Genomic DNA, 21,210 nt, shown 5'->3' on the forward strand with positions numbered 1-21,210 from the left:
CGCCAAGCCATCAGTACTGCGTCCGTCCGGTGAACCTCCTCGCCGTCGCACGCTCACCGTCCGCCAGATCGCGCCCTACTGATGGCCTGGCGATCCGCCTCTCATCTTCAGGTGCTTCGCAGGCCGCGGTGCGGGAACTGGCGGGCGAGGGGCGCACTAGACTAAGTCGGTCCCCTGTCTGTGACTGCTGTGGAGTATGTGTGTCGGTCCAACCCATCCGTCTGTTCGGCGATCCCGTTCTGAACACCAAGGCCGACCCCGTCGTCGACTTCGACGCCGAGTTGCGCCGGCTGGTCGCAGACCTGACCGAGACGATGCGGGAGGCACCCGGTTCCGGCCTGGCCGCGCCGCAGATCGGCGTCGGTCTGCGCGTCTTCACCTACTTCATCGAGGGCGAGCTCGGCCACCTGGTGAACCCTGAGCTGAGCGTGTCCGCCGAGGACCAGTTCGGCCCCGAGGGCTGCCTGTCGATCCCCGGCCTCACCTTCGACTGCCGCCGCGCGATGAACGTGATCGCCGGCGGCTTCAACATGTACGGCGACCCGGTGGTGATCGAGGGTTCGGACCTGCTCGCCCGCTGCATCCAGCACGAGACCGATCACCTGGACGGCGTACTGTTCGTCGACCGGCTGGACACCGAGACCCGCAAGGCCGCGATGAAGGCGATCCGCGAGGCGGAGTGGTTCGGTGCCCCGCCCCAGCTCAAGGTCTCGCCGCACCCCACGAACGGATTCGGTCTGTGAGAGTCGTTTTCGCCGGCACCCCCGAGGTGTCGGTCACCGCGCTGAAGGCCATCGTTGCCAGCGGCCACGAACTGGTCGCCGTGGTGACCCGTCCCGACGCCCCGGCCGGCCGCGGCCGCAAACTGGTCGCTTCCCCGGTCGCGCAGTACGCCGAGGAGCTCGGCGGCATCGAGATCCTCAAGCCGGTCAAGCCGAGCGACCCCGCGTTCCTCGCCCGGCTCACCGAGATCGCGCCGGACTGCTGCCCGGTCGTCGCGTACGGCGGGTTGCTGCCGCAGGCCGCGCTCGACATCCCGCCGCACGGCTGGATCAACCTGCACTTCTCCGTCCTCCCGGCCTGGCGAGGCGCCGCGCCCGTGCAGCAGTCGATCATCTCCGGCGACGACGTCACCGGCGCGAGCACGTTCCGGATCGTCAAAGCACTCGACGCGGGACCCGTGTACGGCGTCCTGACCGAGCGCATCGGCCCGAAGGACACGGCCGGCGATCTGCTCACCAGGTTGTCGGTCTCCGGTGCGAAGTTGCTGGTCGACACCCTCGACGGCATCGAGGCAGGCGCTCTCGTAGCCCAGGAGCAGCCGGCCGACGGGATCACGCTCGCGCCGAAGCTCACCGTCGAGGACGCCGAGCTGGACCTGGCCGCGCCCGCGCTGCGGGTCGACCGCCTCGTCCGTGGCTGCAACCCGTCGCCGGGTGCGTGGACCACCTTCCGCGGTGAACGCCTCAAGGTCCTTGTAGTCAGCACAGTCGATGACGAGCTGAAGCCGGGCGAGATCCGCGCCACCAAGTCCTCGGTGCTGGTCGGGACCGGGAGCAAGGCGATCGAACTGGTCACGGTCCAGCCGCAGGGCAAGAAGCCGATGGCCGCCGCCGACTGGGCGCGCGGCGTACGGATCGTCGACGAAGACCGGCTGGGCTCCGAGTGAGCGACCGCAGTCCCCGCAACCGGGCCCCGCAACGCCGTCCGGACCAGGTCCGCCAGCTCGCCTATCGGGTGATCCGGCAGGTCACGGCCGAAGACGGCTACGCCAACCTCGTCCTCAACAAGGCCCTCCGCGACCAGCGGATGAGCGGCCGGGACGCCGCGTTCTGTACCGAACTCGTGCACGGCACGCTGCGCTGGCAGGGCACGTACGACGCGGTGCTCGCGCGCTGCGTGTCACGTCCCCTGCCCGAGCTGGACGCGAACCTGCTCGACCTGCTCCGCCTCGGCACGCACCAGCTACTCCGGATGCGGGTCGACTCGTACGCTGCGGTGAACGAGATGGTCACGCTGACCCGCTTCGAGGCCGGCCAGAGCCGCAGCGGCCTGGTCAACGCCGTACTCCGGAAGGTCAGTCAGCGCACGCTCGACCAGTGGATCGCCACCATCGCGCCGTCACGTGAGGACGACGAATACGGCTATCTCGCGATCGCCAAGGCCCACCCGCGCTGGGTCATCGAGACGTTCGACGACGCGCTCGGTGTCCGTGGGATCGAAGGCGATCTGGTGGACCTGCTCGACGCCGACAACGACCCGCCTCGCGTCACGCTGGTTGCTCGTCCCGGCCTTGCCGAGCTGGATGAGCTGGTCGAAGCCGGAGCGACCCGCACGCGCTGGTCGCCGTACGGGGCTGTGCTGCAAGGCGGTGGTGATCCAGGGCGGATCGGTGCGGTCGCGACCGGGCGTGCTGGTGTGCAGGACGAGGGGTCGCAGCTTGTCGCGGCCGCGTTGGCCACTGCACCGCTGGAAGGCGAGGACGCTCGCTGGCTCGACCTGTGTGCCGGCCCTGGCGGCAAGTCAGCCCTACTGGCCTCCTTGGCGAACCAGAGAGATGCCTTGCTCACTGCAGTCGAGCCGCAGGAGCACCGGGCCGAGCTGGTGCGTTCCAACCTGCGTGCGGTGCCTGGTGATCACACGGTGCTCGTCGGAGACGGTAGGAACCCGACCTGGCCTGCTGGCTCGTACGACCGGGTGCTGGTCGACGTGCCGTGCAGCGGACTCGGCGCACTACGCCGTCGGCCGGAAGCACGCTGGCGGCGTACGCCGGAAGACGTCGCTGGGCTGCAGCCGCTGCAGGAGGCGCTGCTGGCGTCGGCGATCACCTCGGTGCGCCCTGGTGGAGTCGTGGCCTACGTGACGTGCTCGCCGCACTACGGGGAGACCCGGGCGGTCGTGGACGCCGTACTGAACGGCCGCAGCGACGCAGAGGTCGAGGACGCGCGGGAGCTGTTCCCAGGCGTGCCAGCGCTTGGCGGTGGGCCGGATGTGCAGCTGTGGCCGCATCTGCACGGCACCGACGCGATGTACCTCGCGCTCATTCGCCGCCACTAGTGCCCCATGTCGGAACACTAGTGTTCATTCTGCGGACCGGGTGTAAGGTGCGTGGTGGCCGACGGTCATGATTGAGGCGTGACGACGACTGAATCCCGCCCTGCCCTCGGTACGCGACAGAGTCAGATCATCGGTCTCAGTGCCGCCTTCGGCATTGGCATGCTGGTGGCGATCCAGTCCCGGATCAACGGCGAGCTCGGCAACCGGCTCGGCGACGGCGTACCGGCTGCCCTCATCTCGTTCGTCTCCGGCCTGCTGATCCTGCTGGTCGCGTGCCTGGTCATCCCGCGCATCCGTACGTCGCTCGGCAACGTCTGGCGGACCATCCGGACGAGCTCTGGCGAGCAGGGCCAGCTCCGGTGGTGGCAGTGCATCGGGGGAGTGGCCGGCGCGTTCCTGGTGGCTACCCAGTCCATCACCGTCTCGGTGATCGGCGTGGCTGTGTTCACGGTCGCAGTCGTCGCGGGGCAGGCCGTCAGCAGCCTGGTGGTCGACCGGCTCGGCTTCGGACCCGCGGGGCCACAGCCGTACACGACGCTGCGAGTAGTCGGTGCTGTGCTCGCACTAGGCGCAGTGGTGCTCGCAGTCTCCGACCGGCTGAGTCACCCGTCCGGCCTGCTGATCGCAGTACTGCCCGCATTGGCCGGGATCGGCACGGCCGTGCAGCAGGCGATCAACGGCAGAGTGGCGCGAACAGCGTCGTCCGATGCCTACGGCGCACTCGCCGCCGGCTTCATCAACTTCATGGCGGGCACGACCGCACTCGCTGTGGTCTTCCTGATCGACCTGTTGTTCCGCGGCCTGCCCCACAGCCTGCCGACCGATCCCTGGCTGTACTTCGGTGGCGCGTGCGGCGTGATCTTCATCAGCTCGGCAGCCGCCGTGGTGAGAGTCGTCGGCGTCTTCGTGCTGGGGCTCGGCACGATCGCGGGTCAGCTGATCGCCAGCCTGCTGATCGACCTCTTCCTGCCCGCCTCCGACCAGGCGGTCACCTTCCCGGTGGTCGCGGGTACCCTGCTCGCCCTCGTCGCCGTCGTGGTCGCCGCGATCCCCAATCTCAGGCGCGGCTGACCCTCAGGCGGCGGACATCTGCTGGGTCAGGACCTCACCCAACCGGCGCTGCCGTCGGCTCCGCGGGGAGCTTGGGCTTCCGGCCTCTCCGGACAGCGCGTAGTACCCCTTGGGACACCGCGACGCCGAACAGGACGATCAGCGCGCCGACCGGCTGGTACCAGGTGAGGTGTTCGTCCAGTACCAGGACGCCGACGATGATGGCGAAGATTGGCATCACATAGGTGACCATCGAGGTCATGCTGGCACCGACCAGCCGGATCACCCGCAGGTTCAGCACGAACGCGATCCCGCTGCCCAGGGCGCCCAGCGCGACGACGCTGCCGACCACCTTGAGCGAGAGATCCCACGGCATCGGCGGCGCGTGACCGGCGACGATCGGGGCCACGATCGCGAGCTGAACGCTTGCGCAGAGCAACAAACTCGCCGACAGGGCGGTGCCGGACAACTTGCTGCCGGCGATGAACCGCTTCTGGTACGGAATGGCCACGCCGTACGAGCAGGCAGCTGCCATGCAGAGCAGCTGGCCGGTCAGGTCGGCACCGCCGTGCAGCTGCCAGGCGCCGAGCACGACGAGCATGCCCAGGAAGCCGAGGAGCAGCCCGATCGCCCGCTGGGCCGTGAACTTTTCGGTTCTGAAGACCAGTACTGCGATGGGCAGCACCACGAGCGGGGTGATGCCGTTCCAGATGCCGGCCAGGAGCGACGGGACGCGCTGTTCGCCGTACCCGAACAGCGTCCAGGGCAGCGCGGAACCGATCGCGCCGAGCACGAAGGTGTGCATCCAGATCCGCGGCTCGCGCGGCAATGACTGACGCTTGAACGCGAGGACGACCAGCAGCACCGCGGAGCCGGCCAGCACCCGGCCGAGCGCGAGGTACACCGGGTGGAGTTCGCGGACCGCGACCGAGATGAACAGGAAGCTGCAGCCCCAGATCGCGGCCAGCAGGAGCATGGTCGGAAGCCAGGCGCGGATGGGAGGCATGTCAGGAGTCGTCTGGGTGCTCACTCCTGACATCCTGCAATAGATCGCCGACATTTTCCGCATCCTGCCCGGAATTGGGCAGCAGCCCGACTTCCACGCGGTCCTGCCCGACCCTCGCCCCGGCTTCGGGCCCGGGCTCCGCCGGCCCCCCGCGACGCGGGTGCCGGTCCGGACAGCACCGAACACGTGGTGACACCTGGCGGTTGGCCGGCATCCGTGGAGAGGATGGGCGGCATGGGTGCCTTCGAGGTTGATGCGGTCCGCAAGCAGTTCCCCGCGCTGAACGAGGGGGCCGCGCATTTCGACGGCCCGGGAGGGTCGCAGACGCCGCAGGTGGTCGCCGACGCGGTGGCCGCGACGATGGTGTCGGCGCTGGCCAATCGCGGTCAGCTGACGCCGGCCGAGCGTCGCGCCGACGAGGTGGTCCTCGGCGCTCGCCAGGCGATGGCGGATCTGCTCGGCACCGACCCGGGCGGCATCGTCTTCGGCCGGAGCATGACTCAGCTGACCTACGACTTCGCCCGCACACTCGCGAAGAACTGGGGACCAGGCGACGAGATCGTCGTGACCCGCCTGGACCACGACGCGAACATCCGGCCTTGGGTCCAGGCCGCGGAGGCAGCCGGGGCCACGGTTCGCTGGCTCGCCTTCGACCCCACGACCTCGGAACTCGACGATCTCGAGCCGTTGCTGTCTGACCGCACCCGGCTCGTCGCCGTCACCGGCGCCTCCAACCTGGTCGGCACTCGCCCCGATCTACCCGCCATCGTTGAGCTTGTGCACGCGGCCGGAGCACTCGTGTACGTCGACGGCGTGCACCTGACCCCGCATGCGCCGGTGGACGCTTCCTTCGCGGACTTCTACGCCTGTTCGCCGTACAAGTTCTTCGGCCCGCACTGCGGCGTGCTCTCGGCGGCGCCGTCCTTGCTCGACGGGCTGCGGCCGGACAAGTTGCTTCCGGCAAGCAACATGGTGCCGGAGCGGTTCGAGTTCGGCACCCTGCCGTACGAATTGCTCGCCGGAACGACCGCGGCCGTGGACTTCCTGGCCGGGCTCGGCGGAACGGGGGAGAACCGCAGAGAGCGTTTGCTGACTTCTCTCGCGTTGCTCGAGCTGTACGAGGACAACCTGCGGGAGGACCTCGAAACCAGGCTCGCCGCGATCGACGGCATCACCCTCCACGGCCACGCGCAACGCCGTACGCCGACTCTGCTCTTCTCCGTGGCCGGCCTTGAATCGCGTGAGGTCGCGGCCCGGCTCGCAGAGGCCGGCGTCAACGCACCGGCCGGGTCGTTCTATGCGCTGGAGGCCTCCCGGCATCTCGGCCTCGGCGACACCGGCGCAGTGCGAGCCGGCCTCGCCCCCTACACGAATCAGTCGGACGTAGACCGGCTGGTCGAAGGTGTCGCGCAACTGAGCACCTGACCCTCCATCTCCACCGCCCCGAGGAGAACCGCCCATGCTTACCAAACTCCTGACCTGTATCACGGCCCTGCTCATCGCTATACCGTCGACTGCTGTTTCTTCGTCGGCGGCAGCTCCTCCCTCGGATCCGGCGCGGGCCGAGTTGCGGGGGATCGTCGAGAACGTCACCGGCGCGACCGGTAAGCGGTACGGCGTACATGACGACGCCGGTCACGTGATGGACACCGTCAAGATCATCCAGGACTCCACCGGCGGCTACCTCGCCGTCTCGCACCACCTGGCGAGCGACGGCCATTTCCGTGTCAACCTCGCGACCTCGACCGATCTGCTCAACTGGCACTGGGTCCGCGAACTCGCCGGCAGCAACACCGGCCCGGCGTCGCAACCGACCATCGCGCAGGCGTCGAACGGCGGGTTCGTGATGGCCTGGGAGCAGGAGAAGCCGGGCGGCGGAGACAACCATCTCGCCTTCCGGTACTACGCCGGCAGGACCGACCTGCTGGCCGGCCGGGTCGGCAAATCGTTCGACGCGGCCAGGCGGCTGTCTTCGTGCGCCGAGGGGACGCCGAACATGTACAAGATCACGCTCTCTCCCGATATCGAGCACTCCACGATCGACATCGGCGGCCACTACTACTGGAACTGCGACCGGGACCGGCAGCAGCGCGGCCAGTTGACCAACTTCAACTCCTGGACGAACTCGGCCCAGTCGAACTACGACAACGCCCTGCTCTACTGGGGCGTCGGCGGCAACATCGGTGACCGCGACCAGGTGTCCTTCCGCGGCTACAGCTTCGGCCTGATCGAAGGCCAGTACACCAAGGGCGACTTCGGCTCGTGGCGCACGTTCGTCTACGACTACCAGACCGGCAACGCCGACCGCACGACGATCCGCACCGACGCTGGCAGTACGGCGTTCGCGAACCCCACAGTGAGCGCTCTCCGCGCTCCGAACGGCCAGTCCGCCATCCTTGTCACCCTCTTCATTCCGAGCGAGGGCGCCGGTGCGGGGGAGTCGGGCGAACTCATCTATTACAAGACGTTATGACCTTCTCCGGACTGGGTCCCCGAAGCCTTGACTGCTCTGGAAGTTAATAACTAAAGTCAATGGGGTAAGTCGGTCCCCGCTTGCGGCTGACTTCCGGAACACGATCTGGAGGAGTCCGCGGAGTGAACGAACCGACCAACGTCTTCGTCCAGGCGACAGCCGGCGACTCCCTGATCGCCGCTACAGGCAATGGCCAGACCTGGGCCGCCGCCGGCATCGAGGTCAGCTGGACCGATCCCGACATCTTGGTGAGCGCGACCCGCGACATCTCGCGGGTCGCGCTTCGCTGGGACCAGCCGATGGCCCCGGAAGTACTGGTCCTCGGTGACGCCTGGGAACGCTCGTACGGCGATCTCCAGTGGCGTCATCTCCAGCCGGAGCGCCTACTCCCGTGGTACTGGCTGGCGCACGACCGTCAGAGCGGCTCGACCACCGGGATGGGCGTCGACGTCCACCCCGCCGCCTTCTGCTCGTGGACGGTGGATCTCGGCGGCGTGACTCTGTGGCTCGACCTCCGCAACGGTGGTGGACCCACCCGGCTCGGTGGCCGTTCCCTGGTGGCCGCCAGTGTCCGGCGGTTCGAGGACGCCGGTACGCCGTGGCTGACCCTGGGGGCCGCGATCGAGTCCATGAGTTCCCGGCTACCGGCGCGACCTGAGCCCGTGCCGGTAGTCGGGGCGAACAACTGGTACTACGCGTACGGCGAAGGCTTCGACGAGAAGGCCGTTCTCCAGGACGCCGCGACCGTGGTCGAGTTGGCCGATGGGCATCCGATCAAGCCGTTCTCCGTGGTCGACGACGGCTGGAACCCGGGCGGCAACGCCTCGGGCGGTCCCTGGGAGAGCGGTATCTCCGGGATCTTCGACGACATGGCCGGTACCGCGGCCGCCGTGAAAGAGCTCGGCGCGCGGCCGGGACTCTGGTTCCGCCCGCTGCTGTCGCGGGAGAGCGGCCCCTGGCAACGCACCGGCCAGACCGACGGCTTCGGCCGCGCACTCGACCCGTCGTACCCCGAGGTACTCGACCTGGTTCGCGCGGATCTGCACCGGTTCCGCGACTGGGGGTACGAGCTGGTCAAACACGACTTCAGCACGTACGACATCTTCGGCCGGTTCGCCCCGGCGATGGGCGCGCGGCTGACCGACGACGGCTGGCAACTGCACGACACCACCCGCACTACGGCCGAGATCGTGCTCGCGTTCTATCGCGAGATCCGCGCGGCGGCGGGCGACGTCGTACTGATCGGCTGCAACACCGTCGGCCATCTGGCCGCGGGACTGGTCGACATCCAGCGAACCGGTGACGACACCTCCGGGCGGGACTGGGAGCGGACCCGGAAGATGGGGGTCAATTCGCTGGCCTTCCGGCTGCCGCAGCACAACCGGCTCTTCACTCTCGACGCCGACTGCGTGCCTTGCACACCGCAGACGCCGTGGGAGCTGAACCGCCAGTTCCTGGATCTGGTGGCCCGATCGGGGAGCGCTCTCTTCGTTTCCATCGATCCCGCCGCCCGGACGGAGCGGACGGATCGCGACCTGAGCGACGGTATACGGTTGACATTGAACGGCGGCGACGGAGTCGAGGGTGGGATCGAACCGCTGGACTGGCTGGTGAACAGCACGCCGAACGTCTGGCGGGCCGGTGACGGCGAGGTCCGGTACGACTGGTCGCGGCTCTGGGGCGCCGACCCGGCTGCGGGCTGAGGGCGCCGTGGTGCGAGGACAGGGGGAGTGGTGAACACCGAACAGCCTCCGGCCGTGGTACGCCGGGGTACCAACCTGGATCGGGTGGGCGGCTTCAACGACACCGTGGTGCTGGACGCGATCCGGCGCGCGGACGGACTACTGAGCCGGGTCGAGATCGCGGCGGCGACCGGTCTTTCCGGCCAGGCCATCTCCAACATCACCCGCCGGCTGCTGGAAGCCGGCCTGGTCCGCGAAGCCGGCCGGCAGAAGAGCACCGGTCTCGGCAAGCCGCGGACCCTCCTCGAACTCGAACCCACCGGCCAGTACGCCGTCGGCGTGCACCTGGACCCGGCCGTCGTCACGGTGGTCGTGCTCGATCTGACCGGCCAGGTGGTCGCGCGCCGGCGGACCGAGACGCCGGCCAGCACCGACGATCCCGATGTCATGATCGCTGGAATCGCTGCCAGCGTGGAAGAGGTCATCGCGGCGGCCGGTGCGCCGAGGGAACGTGTGGTCGGGGTCGGGATCGCTGCTCCTGGGCCGATCGACGTCGACCGTGGTGTCGTGGTCGACCCGCCGAACCTGAGTGCGTGGCACCTCGTGCCGCTTCGCGACGCCCTGCGTGAGCGGACCGGCCTGCCGGTGCTCTTGGACAAGGACGTGACCGCCGCGGCCTCGGCCGAGAAGTGGGCCGGCGGCCCCAACGGTCGCGGCAGCTTCGTCTTCTTCTACCTCGGCACCGGCGTCGGCGCCGGTCTGGTGATCGGCGACGAGGTGGTCCGCGGTTCGTCCAGCAACGTCGGCGAGATCGGTCACGTCATCGTCGACCCCGACGGGCCGCTCTGCTACTGCGGCCGGCGCGGCTGTGTCGGCGAGACCAGCCAGCCCCGGTACCTCGTCCAGCAGGCGGTGCACGCGGGAGTACTTGCCCAGGGCATCGATATCGACGATCGGCACGCCGTCGACGTCGCGTTCGCCGAGCTGTGTTCGCAGGCGGGGGCCGGCTTCGGCGCCGCCCGTGACATCATCACCGCGCTGGCCGAACGGATCGCCAAGGTGGTCGAGGACATCGCGAACCTGCTCGACCTGGAGCGGGTGGTGTTCGGTGGACCGCACTGGGACCAGCTCGCCCCGTTCTTCAACGAGTTCGTCCGGGCCGCATTGGTGGAGCGGTTCCTCGTTCGTTCGGTGCATCCGTTCGTCGTGGCCGGGACGTCGCTCGGTGCGGACGTCGGCGCGGTCGGAGCGGCCAGCCTGGTCCTCGACCACACGTTCTCGCCAAACCCCTCCGTACTACTGCTCGGACCCGTGGAGAGCGCTTCCGCCGCGATCCAGCTCGGATCTGCTGAAAGGTGATGTGTTGATGACCGGTATCGATCGCAACGTTCTGGCCCGCGCCGTCGAGGAGGTCCGCCGGGCGACCGGCGACCCGATGATCGCCGGGATGTTCGAGCGTTCGATGGCGGAGAACCTGCCGGCCGTCGCGGAGCGGCTGCCGGACGGGACCACCTTCGTGCTGACCGGCGACATCCCGGCGATGTGGCTGCGCGACTCCGCCGCCCAGCTCCGCCCGTACCTGGTGCTCTGCGGCGACGATCCCGCCTTGCAGGACACGCTGATCGGCGTACTGCATCGCCAGCTCGAGTACATCGCGATCGATCCGTACGCGAACGCGTTCAACCGGGCCGCCGACGGTGCCGGACACACCACGGACGAGACCGAGATGTCCCCGTGGGTGTGGGAACGCAAGTACGAGATCGACTCGCTCTGCTACCCGATCGAGCTCGCCTATCGGCTCTGGCGGATCACCGGTCGCAAGGACGTGATCGACCACCGCTTCGTCGCGGCGGCGACCGCGGTGCTGGAGTTGTGGACGATCGAGCAGAACCACGAAGAGAACTCGAAGTACCGGTTCCAGCGGCATGACGACCGGCCCACGGACACGCTGGTCCGGGAAGGACGCGGGCGGGTGACCCAGCCGACCGGGATGTCGTGGAGCGCTTTCCGGCCCAGCGACGACGCCACCGAGCACGGGTTCAACGTTCCGGGCAACATGTTCGCCTCGGCCGTGCTCGGCTACCTGGAACTGATCGCCCACGAAGTGCTGGACGACGATTCGCTGGCGGCCCGGGCGAAGGAGCTGAAGGCCGGTATCGACGACGGGATCGCCCGCCACGGCATGGTCGATCACCCCACGTTCGGCCGGGTCTACGCCTACGAGGCCGACGGTGCCGGTGCGCAGTTGCTGATGGACGACGCGAACATGCCGAGCCTGCTGTCTGCACCGATGTCGGGGTTCGCCGCGCCTGACGACCCGGCGTACCTGGCGACCCGGAAGCTGTTGCTCAGCCCGGAGAATCCCTACTACTACAGTGGATCCGCCGCGGCCGGAATCGGTAGCCCGCACACGCCGCCGGACTACGTCTGGCCGATCGCGCTCGCCGTCCAGGGCCTGACCAGTACGTCGGCCGACGAGCGGCAGCACCTCCTCGAGGTCCTGCGCGACACCACCGGCGGGACCGGGCTGATGCATGAGGGGTTCCACGTCGACGATCCGACGAAGTTCACCCGGGAATGGTTCTCGTGGGCGAACGCCATGTTCTGCGAACTGGCACTCGCCCACGCCGGCCACCGGTTGCCCGACTAGGTCACATCGCGGCGGCGGGTGGTGAACGCGGCTACGGCGACGAAGACCAGGCCGTAGCCGAGCAAGGTCAGGAGAGCGCGATCTCCGCCGACGGCATCGCGTACGCCGGGGGGTGCGTCGGTCGCGGACATCCCGGTGACGGCGTAGATCAGGGAACCCGCGTTAGCGCCGGGTAGCGCGTCGGACAGGAACTCCAGGCCCGGCAATAGGCTGCTAACCAATCCGGCCAGCAGCGCTTCGATGCCGAGGATCCAGACCACGCCCAGGCCGATCGGCAGGGCGACGTTGCGGAAGGCAATCGCCAGGGCGGCGCCGGCCAGGCACCACACTGAGAGCACCAGCCAACCGCCTGCCAGACCTTGCAGCAGGTCGAGCGGACCCGGCCAGTTCATCTCGGCGCCTTCGCCGACGGCGATCCCGAGGCTGCAGAGCGAGCACGCTACGAAGATGCCGAGAACCCAGACTGCGATGGCCGTGCACAGGCCTAGTAGCTGGCCTGCCAACAGTGCGCCGCGTCCGGGACGCTGGGTGAGGATCGTCTTCAGCGTGCCCCAGGTGTACTCGCTGCCGATCACGACCGCTCCGAGGACGAGAGCAAGCGCTCCCGCGAAGACCGGGAACCCGCCGAGCGTGTTGTCCAGAACGTGTTCCGGCAGCACGCCGCGCAGTACTTCGGCGCGGGGGATCCCGTCGGTCTGCTGGTTGCCGTCGCCGGTCACGTAGCCGAGGTACGGCAAGACGTAGCCGAAGACGAGGCTGAGTACGAGGCCCGCGCCGAACAGCACCCAGACGGCGGATCGCTTGCGGAGCTTGAGCAGCTCGGCTCGATAGCTAGCCAACATCAGCCTTCTCCTTGCTGGTGGTGAGTTCGAAGAACACGTCCTCGAGCGCTCGTTCGGTACTGCGCAACTCGGAGACCGCGATCCCGGCCTGCACCAGGATCCGGTTCACCTCGGCCGCTCGAGCGGGATCGACGGTCACCCGCAACGTGTCGTCGTACTGGTGGACGACGTCGCCGAGAGCATCCCGGAGTACGGAGTGAGCGCTCTCCAGCGGCGCTGCGCGGATCACGAGTTCCTGTTGCCCGCGGAGCTCCTCGACGTCGTGCTCGGCGACCATCCGGCCCTCGCTGATGATGCCGACGCGGTCGCAGATCTGCTGTACCTCGCCGAGCAGATGACTCGACAGCAACACGGTCCGGCCTTCGGAGCCGAGCTCGCGGATCAGCCTGCGCATGTCCCGCATCCCGGCGGGGTCGAGGCCGTTGGTCGGCTCGTCGAGGATCACCAGTTCGGGATCCTTCAGCAACGCGGCCGCGACGCCGAGCCGCTGCTTCATCCCCAATGAGTACGTCGAGAAGCGGTCGCGGGCCCGGTCGGCGAGGTCGACGAGTTCGAGGACCCGCTGGATCCGGGATCGCGGCACTTCGGCGTACTCGGCGAGCAGTCGTAGGTTGTCGAGCCCGGACAGGTACGGGTAGAAGGCCGGTGACTCGATCATCGAGCCGGTCCGGGCTAGTACCTGGGCCTGACCGGGCGAGCCGCCGAGGACCCGCACGCTGCCGCTGGTCGGCGCGATCAGGCCGGTGAGGATCCGCAGCGTCGTCGTCTTGCCGGCGCCGTTGGGACCGAGGAATCCGTACACCTCGCCCGGTTGGACGAGCAGATCGACACCGTCGACCGCGAGGGTGTCGCCGTAGCGTTTGGTCAGGCCGGTGATCTCGACCAGCGGGGCAGTTTCACTCATACCTGAACCCTGCCGGTCGACTACCGGTTGCCGCGTCGGCCCGGGGGAGTGACCCCGCCTACCGCCGGGGGAGTAGGTCACCCCGAGGCACCCCGGAGCCGACAGGTCCTACTCGGCGAGGGTTGGAGCGGCGTGTGTCCACCGGCGGTTCTCGATCTCCTCGATGATGAAGCGGGCGAACGTCGGTGCGGGTCACCTGCCAGCCGCCCTCGGGCGTCTGTCCGTCCAGTACACGACAGGTGCCGGTCGGCGGGTCGTCCAGCAACCGGGTCGGGCGGACGAAGGTCCAGTCGAGTGAACTCACCCGCACGATCGACTCCATCAGCCGCCTGTCGTCGTACGCCTCCTTCATCAGCGTCGAGGCCAGGACGCGATAGCTCAGCTTGAAGTTCGGATCGTCCCGCCGTACTCCGGCCGACGTGATCGCGATCAGCCGCGCACCCGCGGTCGCCTCGAGCGCGGCAACCAGCGCCCGCGCGGCGTCGGAGTACAGGCCGGAAGCCTTCCGCCCGGACGGCCGATCGCGGAGACCACCACGTCCTGCCCCTTCACGGCTGCCCGATCGAGGCAGGATCGCGCAGATTCGCGGCCACGACCTCGACCCCGGGCAGTTGCACGGGTGTCCGCATCGCCGCCGTCACCGCATGCCCGCCGGCCGCCGCCTGTCGACCAGGCACCGCCCGGTCGTCCGCCCGCGCCGAAGATCACGACCTTTGCTCTTGCACTCCCCGATTGTCGAACACTGTTCGTCTTACGACACTTTACTGCGCCAGCTCCAGGCGCTGCGGGTGTGGCCACCGACTACGCGTGCCGCAGCCTTGCTTCTTGTTCGACAAACTGACGCACGGTTGGAATTAGTGGCCGGATCCGGCCACGAAGGTCCCAACGGGTTGTCTGCGAGGTATTTCGATTGATAGAAATGAAACGATTCATGACTGTTCGTTGAGCACGCCCGGCCGCCCACACGCCCGTCCGATGGAGCAATCGAGTGCAGACAACAGCTGAGAGCCCGGCGCCGCAGTGGCTGCGTGTCGAGGATCATGACGCGCGTCAACCCTCGGCCGGTCGTGCGCTGTCGACCGCGCATTCGTCCCACCCGCGGCTGTCGTGGGTCGTGCCGCTGGTCCGGCAGGGCCAGCGCCAGATCGCTTACCGGGTGATCGCGGCCGCAGGTGATGGTGACCCTCGGGAGATCGCGGAGACGGCGGCGGAAGCACTCCTGCTCGACACGGGCCGGGTCGAGTCGGCTGAAAACGCTCACGTCAGGTGGCCGAGCCGGCCGATTGTCGCGCACAGCAGACTTCGCTGGGCAGTGCAGACATGGGACGAGCACGGTACGGCGTCGTGCTGGAGCGAGCCGGCCGAACTGGTGCTGGGACCGCTCGAGCTGACCGATTGGACAGCAAGCTGGGTGGCGGTCTTGCCGACCAAGGCAGTCCGCCGCAGCTTTCGCACCGATCAGGCTGTCGCCAGGGCCACCCTGCATCTAGCCGGGCACGGGCAGTTTCGGGCCGCGATTGACGGTACGCCGGTCAATGCCGACGCCTGTGACCCGTCCCGCACTGCGCTGTCCCGGGCGACGGTGCGCAGCTACGACGTCAGCTCGCTGCTCGAGAGCCCGGCGGAACACGTGGTCGCGGTCGCGGTAGGGATCGGCCACTACCGGTTGGCGCTGCAGGCGGCCCGAGTGCTCGCCGAGCTCGTCGTGGAGTTCGCGGACGGCAGCGTACGACGTATCGGCACAGGGCCGGACTGGCGGTACGCCGACAGCCCCGTCACCACGGACGAACCCTTTTATCTGGAAGCACATGACGCCCGCCGCGGCCGAGACTGGGCCAGTCCAGGTGCGGATAGCTCCGGCTGGCCGACGGCGCGGCCGGCAGAAGGTCCGGAGACCGTGACTCCCGACGCCGGGCCGCCCGTCTGCGTGGTCGAGGAAATCGTCGCGACCCGCGTCGCGGAGTCGTCGGGCGCGGTGTATGACGTGGGTCGGAACGTCGCGGCAAGGAGCCGAGTCGTCCTCCACGGCGTCGAGCCCGGAACTGAAGTGGAGATCGTCCACGGCGAGAAGCTGGATGCGGCAGGCCAGGTCGACACCCTGAACATCCGGCTACCGGACGATGCGGATCGCGAGCGCCAACTAGTGCGCTGGATCTGTAGGGGTGATCACGAGGTGATCGAGGCGTGGTTCGCTGTGCATGGCTTCCGGTACGTCGAGGTCCGCGGGCTGCCCGCCGGAGCGCGTGCCGAAGTGGTGGCCCGGGTGCTCCATTCGGACCTTGCTTCGACGGGTTGTTTCCAGAGCGACGATGCGCTTCTGGACCGGATGGTGGAGATGGCGGCGCGGACCCAGCGCAACAACACGCACTCGCATCCGGAGGACTGCCCGACCCGTGAGCAGGGTGGTTGGACAGGGGACGCGTCGGTATCCGCCGAGGCGGCCTTCTGTCACCTGGACATGGCCGGCGTGTATCGGCACTGGCTGACCGATGTGATGGCTGACCAGCGCGCCGACGGCGGCATCCTGGGCGTCACGCCACACCTCCAGGGGGAGGCCCTGGTTCAGCCCGCCGATCCGGTGTGGGGATCGGCGATGACCGAGATTCCCTTGCAGCATTGGCGAAGTGTGGGGGATCCCAGTCTGATCGAGCTGACCTTGCCTGCGATGCGCCGGTGGGTCGAATGGCAGCTGGGGACAGTCGAAGGCGGCGTTGTGCGGCACGCGGACATCAGCTACGGCGCGGACTGGCTGGCGCCGGAGCAGACACCGCCCATACTGCTGCAGACGGCGGCGGTCATTCGCTCACTCCGAGCGCTCGCCGAGCTCGAACGTGCGGTGGGTAACGAAGCGCACGCGGCGGACCGTGACCGGCAGGCTGATGACCTGGTGGGCACAAGCCGATCACAGTTCCGCGACCCGGTGACGGGAAAGTGGGGGAACGGCAGTCAGGCCTCCGGCGCGGTTGCGCTGATCAGCGGCATGGCGAACGGGTCGGAACAGCGGCAGCTCACAGAAGCGATCGCGGTAGACATGCACCACCGAGACAATCGGCTCTCGAGTGGCTTTGCGGGTACCCAATCCGTAGTACGGGCGATGAGCGCCGCGGACGGTGGGATCTCGCTCCTGGATGCCCTCCATCAGCCGACCCAGCCTGGGATCGGCTCGATGCTGGTGGACGGCCCCGGAACATTCTGGGAAACGTGGTGGATCGACGACGGAAACGTCGGCGTCGCCTCGCTCGATCATGTCGGCCTGGCCGCGCCGTTCGCAGCCTGGGCCTGGAGGACCGTGGCCGGCATCGCACCGCTGACCGCCGGGTATCGACGGTTCGCGATTGCGCCACGGCTGCTCGGGCCGGTGGGCCACTGTCGGGCGCAGTTGGAGACTGGCCGGGGCCGGATCGAAGTCGTCTGGCAGCTCGACGGCACGGAGCTGACTGCCGAACTGGTCGTTCCTGTCGGCGCCGTGGCTGTGGTGAGTCTGCCAGGCGTGGAAGCCGAAGATCTGCTGGTAGACGGACGTCCGGCCCGCGATCATCCGCGGGCGAAGCTGACTGCCGGCGGGACGGAACTCGAAAGCGGTCGGTACCTCCTGGTTGCTTCAGGAGTGGAGCGAGCGGAGCGAACTGCCGCCATAGGCGCCGCACCGGACGTCCCACCGGGTGGATCGTGCCGCGTGCCGGTGATGGCAGCCGAGAGGACAGCGGCGACGATCAAGTCGGGCTGGAAGGTGTCGCAGGCTGACGGCCAGCTGCTCGTCACCGCCGGACCTGACGTGACGGTCGGCGACAGTGCCGAACTCGCCTTGATCGACGCGGACGGCCGACCTGTCGCACGGCGTACGGTTCGCGCCGGTGTGAGCGGCACGTGGTTGTCGAACGGAGTCTGTGATCCACGCTGGACAGCGGACGACTCGATGACCGTGGAGGTTTTGGAGAAGACCTACGTCTGTACGCCGGTGTACCACGGACCGATCCCGTCGCCCGTAATCGAGGCTCGGCTCCCGCAGTTGCGAGCCGGCGAAACCCGCTGGCTGAGGTTGCCGTTCGCGGACCCGGTCGATCTCGGCCCAGCGACGGTTGTGCACGCCGAGTTCGACCTCTGTGGGCCCTATCTGCCGGGCCGCACGGTGATACCGGTACTCCGGATCACCACCGCGCCTGGGGAACGCCGGACCGGGACGACCCGGGCGCTGCCGGTGAGCTGGAACCGGGTGGCCGTCGACGTGGCTGGGTGGCCCGGCGCGAAGGAGATCACCGAGATCGCGGTCGGCCTCGTCTGGAAAGACGTGCACGACTGGGCCCGCGGGCCGAAGTACGAGATCGGGGCGGTCAAGGCCGCCGATACCTTGTTCCGGGTCGGCAGAGTGGGGTGGACGAGTGCACCGCGCACGTGGTGAAGAGCCGGTGACCGCCGACGAGTGGTTGTCGCTCGACGACACCATCCGCGCCCAGTGGGATGACGACGTCGTACCGGGAGATGACGCGATCCTGCGGGACTGTTGTCAGTCGATACCGATGCCGCGCCCCTACGTCGCTGGTGGTGCGCCGACTTCTCCGCCGTGGTACCGGACGATGTTCAGCTGGGACGCGTACTTCTCGAATCTGGCGCTGCTGGCGCATCGTCGCCTCGACCTGGTGAAAGACGCGATCGAGAACTACCTGGCGATGATCGACCGGTTCGGGTACATGCCCAACGGCAATCAGGTCCCGCTGGCGACCAGATCGCAGGTTCCGCTGTTTCCCGACAGCATCGCCCGGTATCTAGCCGCGAGTGCTGATGGTGACCTGCTGGAACGTGCCTATCCGAGGTTGGTCGAGGAGTACCGGGGCTACTGGCTCGCCGACCATCATCGGACGCCGGCCGGCCTGGCCACGAACCGCGATCTTGGGGATCCGAACCTGGATCCGCGACTTGCTGCCGAGGCCGAGACCGGACTCGACTTCACCAGTCTGTTCGAGGGAAATGTCAGCAACACGGTGCCAGTGATGACCAACTGCTCTCTGGTGCGCTACGCCCAGGTGCTGGCGGGCATGGCGGCCAACCTTGGTCTTCGCGGCCATTCGTCCCAGTGGAGGGCTGAGGCGGCCCAGCGCGCAGAGCGTATTCGTGAGCTGTGCTGGAATTCCGAGGCCGGATTTTTCTACGACTATGACTACGTCGCTGAGCGGCACGTCCGGCAGGCGTCTCCAACTGGGTACTGGCCGCTGTGGGCAGGCGTCGCCACGGCGGAGCAGGCCCGCAGTTGCGTGGACTTTCTGCCGCGGCTCCTCCAGCCGTTCGGATTGGTGACCACCGACACGGCTGCCGAGTCGCCCTTCGGTGCCGCACTAGGCAATGAAGGTTTGCAATGGATGTATCCGGCCGGCTGGCCGCCGCTGCAGATCATCGCCACATGGGGGCTGGAGCGCTACGGCCACGTCGAGCCGATGCGGCGGATCGCGATGCGCTATCTGGAGATGGTGGTCCGGAACTTCCGGCACACGGGCGAGCTGTACGAGAAGTACAACGTGATCGACGGCGGTATCGAGCTACCGAATGCCCGCTATGGCACCCTGCCGCTCCACGGCTGGACCAGCGCCTCGGTGGTGCTGATCGGCAGGCAGCTCTTCTTCGATCAGCCGATCGATGACCAGGTCCCGGAGTTCGCGCCTCCGTGGTCCGACTGACCAGGTGCAGTCGGGCCGTCAACCCAAGAGCCCGGAGCTGGGAGCCGTTGCCGGCTTCCAGTTCCGGGCTGTTGCGCGGGGTCAGTCCACGCCGGTGCCGACGATTCCCTTGATGTACCACTTCTGGAACAGGAGAAAGATGGCCAGTACTGGTGCCAGGCTGATCACGGCAGCCGCCAGTCCGACGCTCGGCGACACCAGTGAGTACTTTCCTGAGGCGAGCGGAGCCAACGCCACGGTCATCACCTGGTGGGCCGGATCGGGGGCGACGACCTGCGGCCAGATGTAGGTGTTCCAGGCGGTCAGGAAGCTGATCGAGCAGTACGCCGCCAAGGCCGGTTTGGCCAGTGGGACGGCGATCGAGGCCAGCACGCGAAGCCAACTGGCACCGTCCATCCGGGCCGCCTCGATCAGCCCCGCGGGCAGGCTGGTGAAGGACTGCCGGAAGAGCAGCGTCGCGAAGGCTGTCTGCCCGGCGATCGGCAGGATCATCCCGGCGTACGTCCCGACCAGCCCCAGTTGATGGGTCACGATGAACAGCGGGATCAGGGTCATGTTGCCCGGAACGAACATGGGGACGACCAGCACACCCAGCACGGCGGCCGTCCAGCGGAACGGAATCTTCGCGAGCGCGAATCCGGCAGGCAGCGAGACGGCGAGTTGAACAGCCACGATGCCGATGCTGAAGACAAAGGAATTGACGATTACCCGTGCGGACAGGAAGTGGTACGCCTCGACGTAGTTGTGCCAGACGACATTGGGCGGTACCAGATGCGGCGGATAAGCGCGGACGTCGGCGGCCGACATCAGCGACGCCGAGACGAGGTAGATCAGTGGCGCCGCCATGACCAGCCCGAGTGCTGCGATGGCCGCGTATCGCCCGGCCGAGTTCAGCCGGCGCCGGCCGCCAGCAGTCAGTTGTGTGCTCATGATGGTGTCCTGCGCAGTCTCTGGACTGTTCGGATGATGACGATCAGCGCGGCGATGATGGTGAGCTGGAGCAACGACAGCGCGCTGGCGTACCCGATGTCGCTGGACTCGAACGCCGTCAGGTAGGCGTAGAGGGCTAGCGTCTGGGTGTGGCCCAACGGTCCTCCTTTGGTCATGATCAGCGAGGTCTCAAAGGATCCGCTGACAAAGTTGATGGTCTGGAGAACCGTCACCAGGACCGTGGTGGGGACAACATTGGGCCACGTCATGCTCCACAGCTGGCGCCAGACTGTGGCGCCGTCGAGGGAGGCAGCGGCGTAGATGTCGTCCGGGATGCGCTGCAGTCCCGCCAGGTAGAGGATGATGACGAGCGGCAGTGCCAGCCAGATCAGCATCAGCACCAGTGCCGGCAGGGCCCAGGTTGTGTCGGTGAGCCAGTCCTTGCCGTCGGCCCCGAACAGGCTGAAGAGCCAGTTCGCGACACCCGAGCGCGGGTCGTACATGTACGACCACAGCACCGCCGCAACAGCCGATGATGCGAGCATGGGCGCGAAGTACAGGATCCGGAGTGCCCCGACCCCGCGCAGCCGGCTGTTGATCAGCACGGCGAGGACGAAGCCGACGACGACGGTCGGCGCGACGCCGAACAGGACGAACTCGGCGGTGATCTTGAGCGAGGTCCAGACCTCGGGATCGTCGAACAGACGCTGGAAGTTCGCCAGCCCTACCCACGCCGGCGGCGTGAACAGATCCCAGGCAAAGAAGCTGAGTCCGAGTCCGGCCAGTGCCGGGACCAGGACGAACAGCGTGAACGCGATCATGCTGGGGGTGATGAACGCGACCGCGGTCCAGTGGTCCCGGCGCCTGCGTCGGCGGGCTCCGGGCGAAGTGGGCCGTGGGCTCTGAGCCGTGGGAGCGCTCGGGGTACCGCGTGGCCTCGGTGGGCT

At 68.0% G+C, this 21,210-nt stretch carries 18 protein-coding genes; 11 read left to right on the forward strand and 7 right to left on the reverse strand.

Translation table 11 applies throughout. From position 1 onward, the window contains the following. The first annotated feature begins 200 nt into the window (after window positions 1-200). The 4 genes from def to F1D05_RS00830 all read left to right on the forward strand — a co-directional run bounded on the left by def (window position 201) and on the right by F1D05_RS00830 (window position 4,128). The gene (gene def, locus F1D05_RS00815) at window positions 201-743 is read left to right on the forward strand and encodes a peptide deformylase (protein WP_185445318.1); all 543 of its coding nucleotides are present in this window, start codon (window positions 201-203) and stop codon (window positions 741-743) included. Beyond that, a complete protein-coding gene (fmt, locus tag F1D05_RS00820; RefSeq protein ID WP_185445320.1) occupies window positions 740-1,669 on the forward strand; it encodes a methionyl-tRNA formyltransferase in 930 nt (309 codons plus the stop codon). Before def ends, fmt begins: the two co-directional genes overlap by 4 nt. Then, the gene (locus F1D05_RS00825; protein ID WP_185445322.1) at window positions 1,666-3,057 is read left to right on the forward strand and encodes an RsmB/NOP family class I SAM-dependent RNA methyltransferase; all 1,392 of its coding nucleotides are present in this window, start codon (window positions 1,666-1,668) and stop codon (window positions 3,055-3,057) included. The genes fmt and F1D05_RS00825 overlap by 4 nt, the downstream gene beginning before the upstream one ends. Before the next feature lie 78 nt (window positions 3,058-3,135). Then, window positions 3,136-4,128, forward strand: coding sequence for a DMT family transporter (locus tag F1D05_RS00830; RefSeq protein ID WP_185445324.1), 993 nt, complete (start codon window positions 3,136-3,138; stop codon window positions 4,126-4,128). Between the two features lie 34 nt (window positions 4,129-4,162). Here the strand turns inward: F1D05_RS00830 and F1D05_RS00835 are convergent, their stop codons facing one another. Next, window positions 4,163-5,137: a DMT family transporter gene (locus F1D05_RS00835; protein WP_185445326.1), complete on the reverse strand. Its 975-nt coding sequence runs from the start codon at window positions 5,135-5,137 to the stop codon at window positions 4,163-4,165. A gap of 210 nt (window positions 5,138-5,347) precedes the next feature. Here F1D05_RS00835 and F1D05_RS00840 point away from each other — a divergent pair, with 210 nt between their 5' ends. The 5 genes from F1D05_RS00840 to F1D05_RS00860 all read left to right on the forward strand — a co-directional run bounded on the left by F1D05_RS00840 (window position 5,348) and on the right by F1D05_RS00860 (window position 11,918). Further along, window positions 5,348-6,538, forward strand: coding sequence for a cysteine desulfurase-like protein (locus F1D05_RS00840; protein WP_206686021.1), 1,191 nt, complete (start codon window positions 5,348-5,350; stop codon window positions 6,536-6,538). Window positions 6,539-6,572: 34 nt separating this feature from the next. Next, window positions 6,573-7,586 (forward strand): hypothetical protein, encoded by a 1,014-nt coding sequence (locus tag F1D05_RS00845; protein WP_206686022.1) that lies wholly within the window; start codon window positions 6,573-6,575, stop codon window positions 7,584-7,586. Window positions 7,587-7,708: 122 nt separating this feature from the next. Next, window positions 7,709-9,289, forward strand: a complete 1,581-nt coding sequence (locus F1D05_RS00850) for a hypothetical protein (protein ID WP_185445330.1) — start codon at window positions 7,709-7,711, stop codon at window positions 9,287-9,289. A gap of 54 nt (window positions 9,290-9,343) precedes the next feature. Further along, a complete protein-coding gene (locus F1D05_RS00855; protein WP_246486344.1) occupies window positions 9,344-10,627 on the forward strand; it encodes an ROK family transcriptional regulator in 1,284 nt (427 codons plus the stop codon). Window positions 10,628-10,634: 7 nt separating this feature from the next. After that, window positions 10,635-11,918, forward strand: coding sequence for a glycoside hydrolase family 125 protein (locus F1D05_RS00860; protein ID WP_185445332.1), 1,284 nt, complete (start codon window positions 10,635-10,637; stop codon window positions 11,916-11,918). On the opposite strand, the gene F1D05_RS00865 is transcribed toward F1D05_RS00860, so the two are convergent. From F1D05_RS00865 to F1D05_RS41730, 4 genes are read right to left on the reverse strand one after another with little or no spacing between them, the layout of a single operon-like run. Further along, on the reverse strand, window positions 11,915-12,760 hold the full coding sequence (locus tag F1D05_RS00865; RefSeq protein WP_185445334.1) for an ABC transporter permease: 846 nt from the start codon (window positions 12,758-12,760) through the stop codon (window positions 11,915-11,917). The genes F1D05_RS00860 and F1D05_RS00865 overlap by 4 nt on opposite strands. Continuing rightward, complete coding sequence (locus F1D05_RS00870; protein ID WP_185445336.1) at window positions 12,750-13,664, reverse strand: ABC transporter ATP-binding protein; 915 nt, start codon at window positions 13,662-13,664, stop codon at window positions 12,750-12,752. Before F1D05_RS00870 ends, F1D05_RS00865 begins: the two co-directional genes overlap by 11 nt. A 58-nt stretch (window positions 13,665-13,722) precedes the next feature. Beyond that, window positions 13,723-14,247, reverse strand: coding sequence for an NAD(P)-binding oxidoreductase (locus tag F1D05_RS42715; RefSeq protein WP_206686281.1), 525 nt, complete (start codon window positions 14,245-14,247; stop codon window positions 13,723-13,725). Beyond that, window positions 14,213-14,341 (reverse strand): hypothetical protein, encoded by a 129-nt coding sequence (locus F1D05_RS41730; RefSeq protein ID WP_281388888.1) that lies wholly within the window; start codon window positions 14,339-14,341, stop codon window positions 14,213-14,215. The genes F1D05_RS42715 and F1D05_RS41730 overlap by 35 nt, the downstream gene beginning before the upstream one ends. A 311-nt stretch (window positions 14,342-14,652) precedes the next feature. Between F1D05_RS41730 and F1D05_RS00880 the strand changes: the two genes are divergently transcribed. Next, window positions 14,653-18,063 carry a family 78 glycoside hydrolase catalytic domain gene (locus F1D05_RS00880; RefSeq protein ID WP_185445338.1) on the forward strand — a complete coding sequence of 1,137 codons (3,411 nt, stop codon included), beginning with the start codon at window positions 14,653-14,655 and terminating at the stop codon, window positions 18,061-18,063. Next, on the forward strand, window positions 18,044-19,333 hold the full coding sequence (locus F1D05_RS00885) for a trehalase family glycosidase (protein WP_206686023.1): 1,290 nt from the start codon (window positions 18,044-18,046) through the stop codon (window positions 19,331-19,333). Before F1D05_RS00880 ends, F1D05_RS00885 begins: the two co-directional genes overlap by 20 nt. 81 nt (window positions 19,334-19,414) lie before the next feature. Here the strand turns inward: F1D05_RS00885 and F1D05_RS00890 are convergent, their stop codons facing one another. Then, the gene (locus tag F1D05_RS00890; protein WP_185445342.1) at window positions 19,415-20,263 is read right to left on the reverse strand and encodes a carbohydrate ABC transporter permease; all 849 of its coding nucleotides are present in this window, start codon (window positions 20,261-20,263) and stop codon (window positions 19,415-19,417) included. Further along, window positions 20,260-21,084, reverse strand: a complete 825-nt coding sequence (locus tag F1D05_RS00895) for a carbohydrate ABC transporter permease (protein WP_185445344.1) — start codon at window positions 21,082-21,084, stop codon at window positions 20,260-20,262. Before F1D05_RS00895 ends, F1D05_RS00890 begins: the two co-directional genes overlap by 4 nt. Window positions 21,085-21,210 lie beyond the last annotated feature (126 nt).

The organism is Kribbella qitaiheensis (assembly GCF_014217565.1).
Classification (GTDB): Bacteria; Actinomycetota; Actinomycetes; order Propionibacteriales; family Kribbellaceae; genus Kribbella; species Kribbella qitaiheensis_A.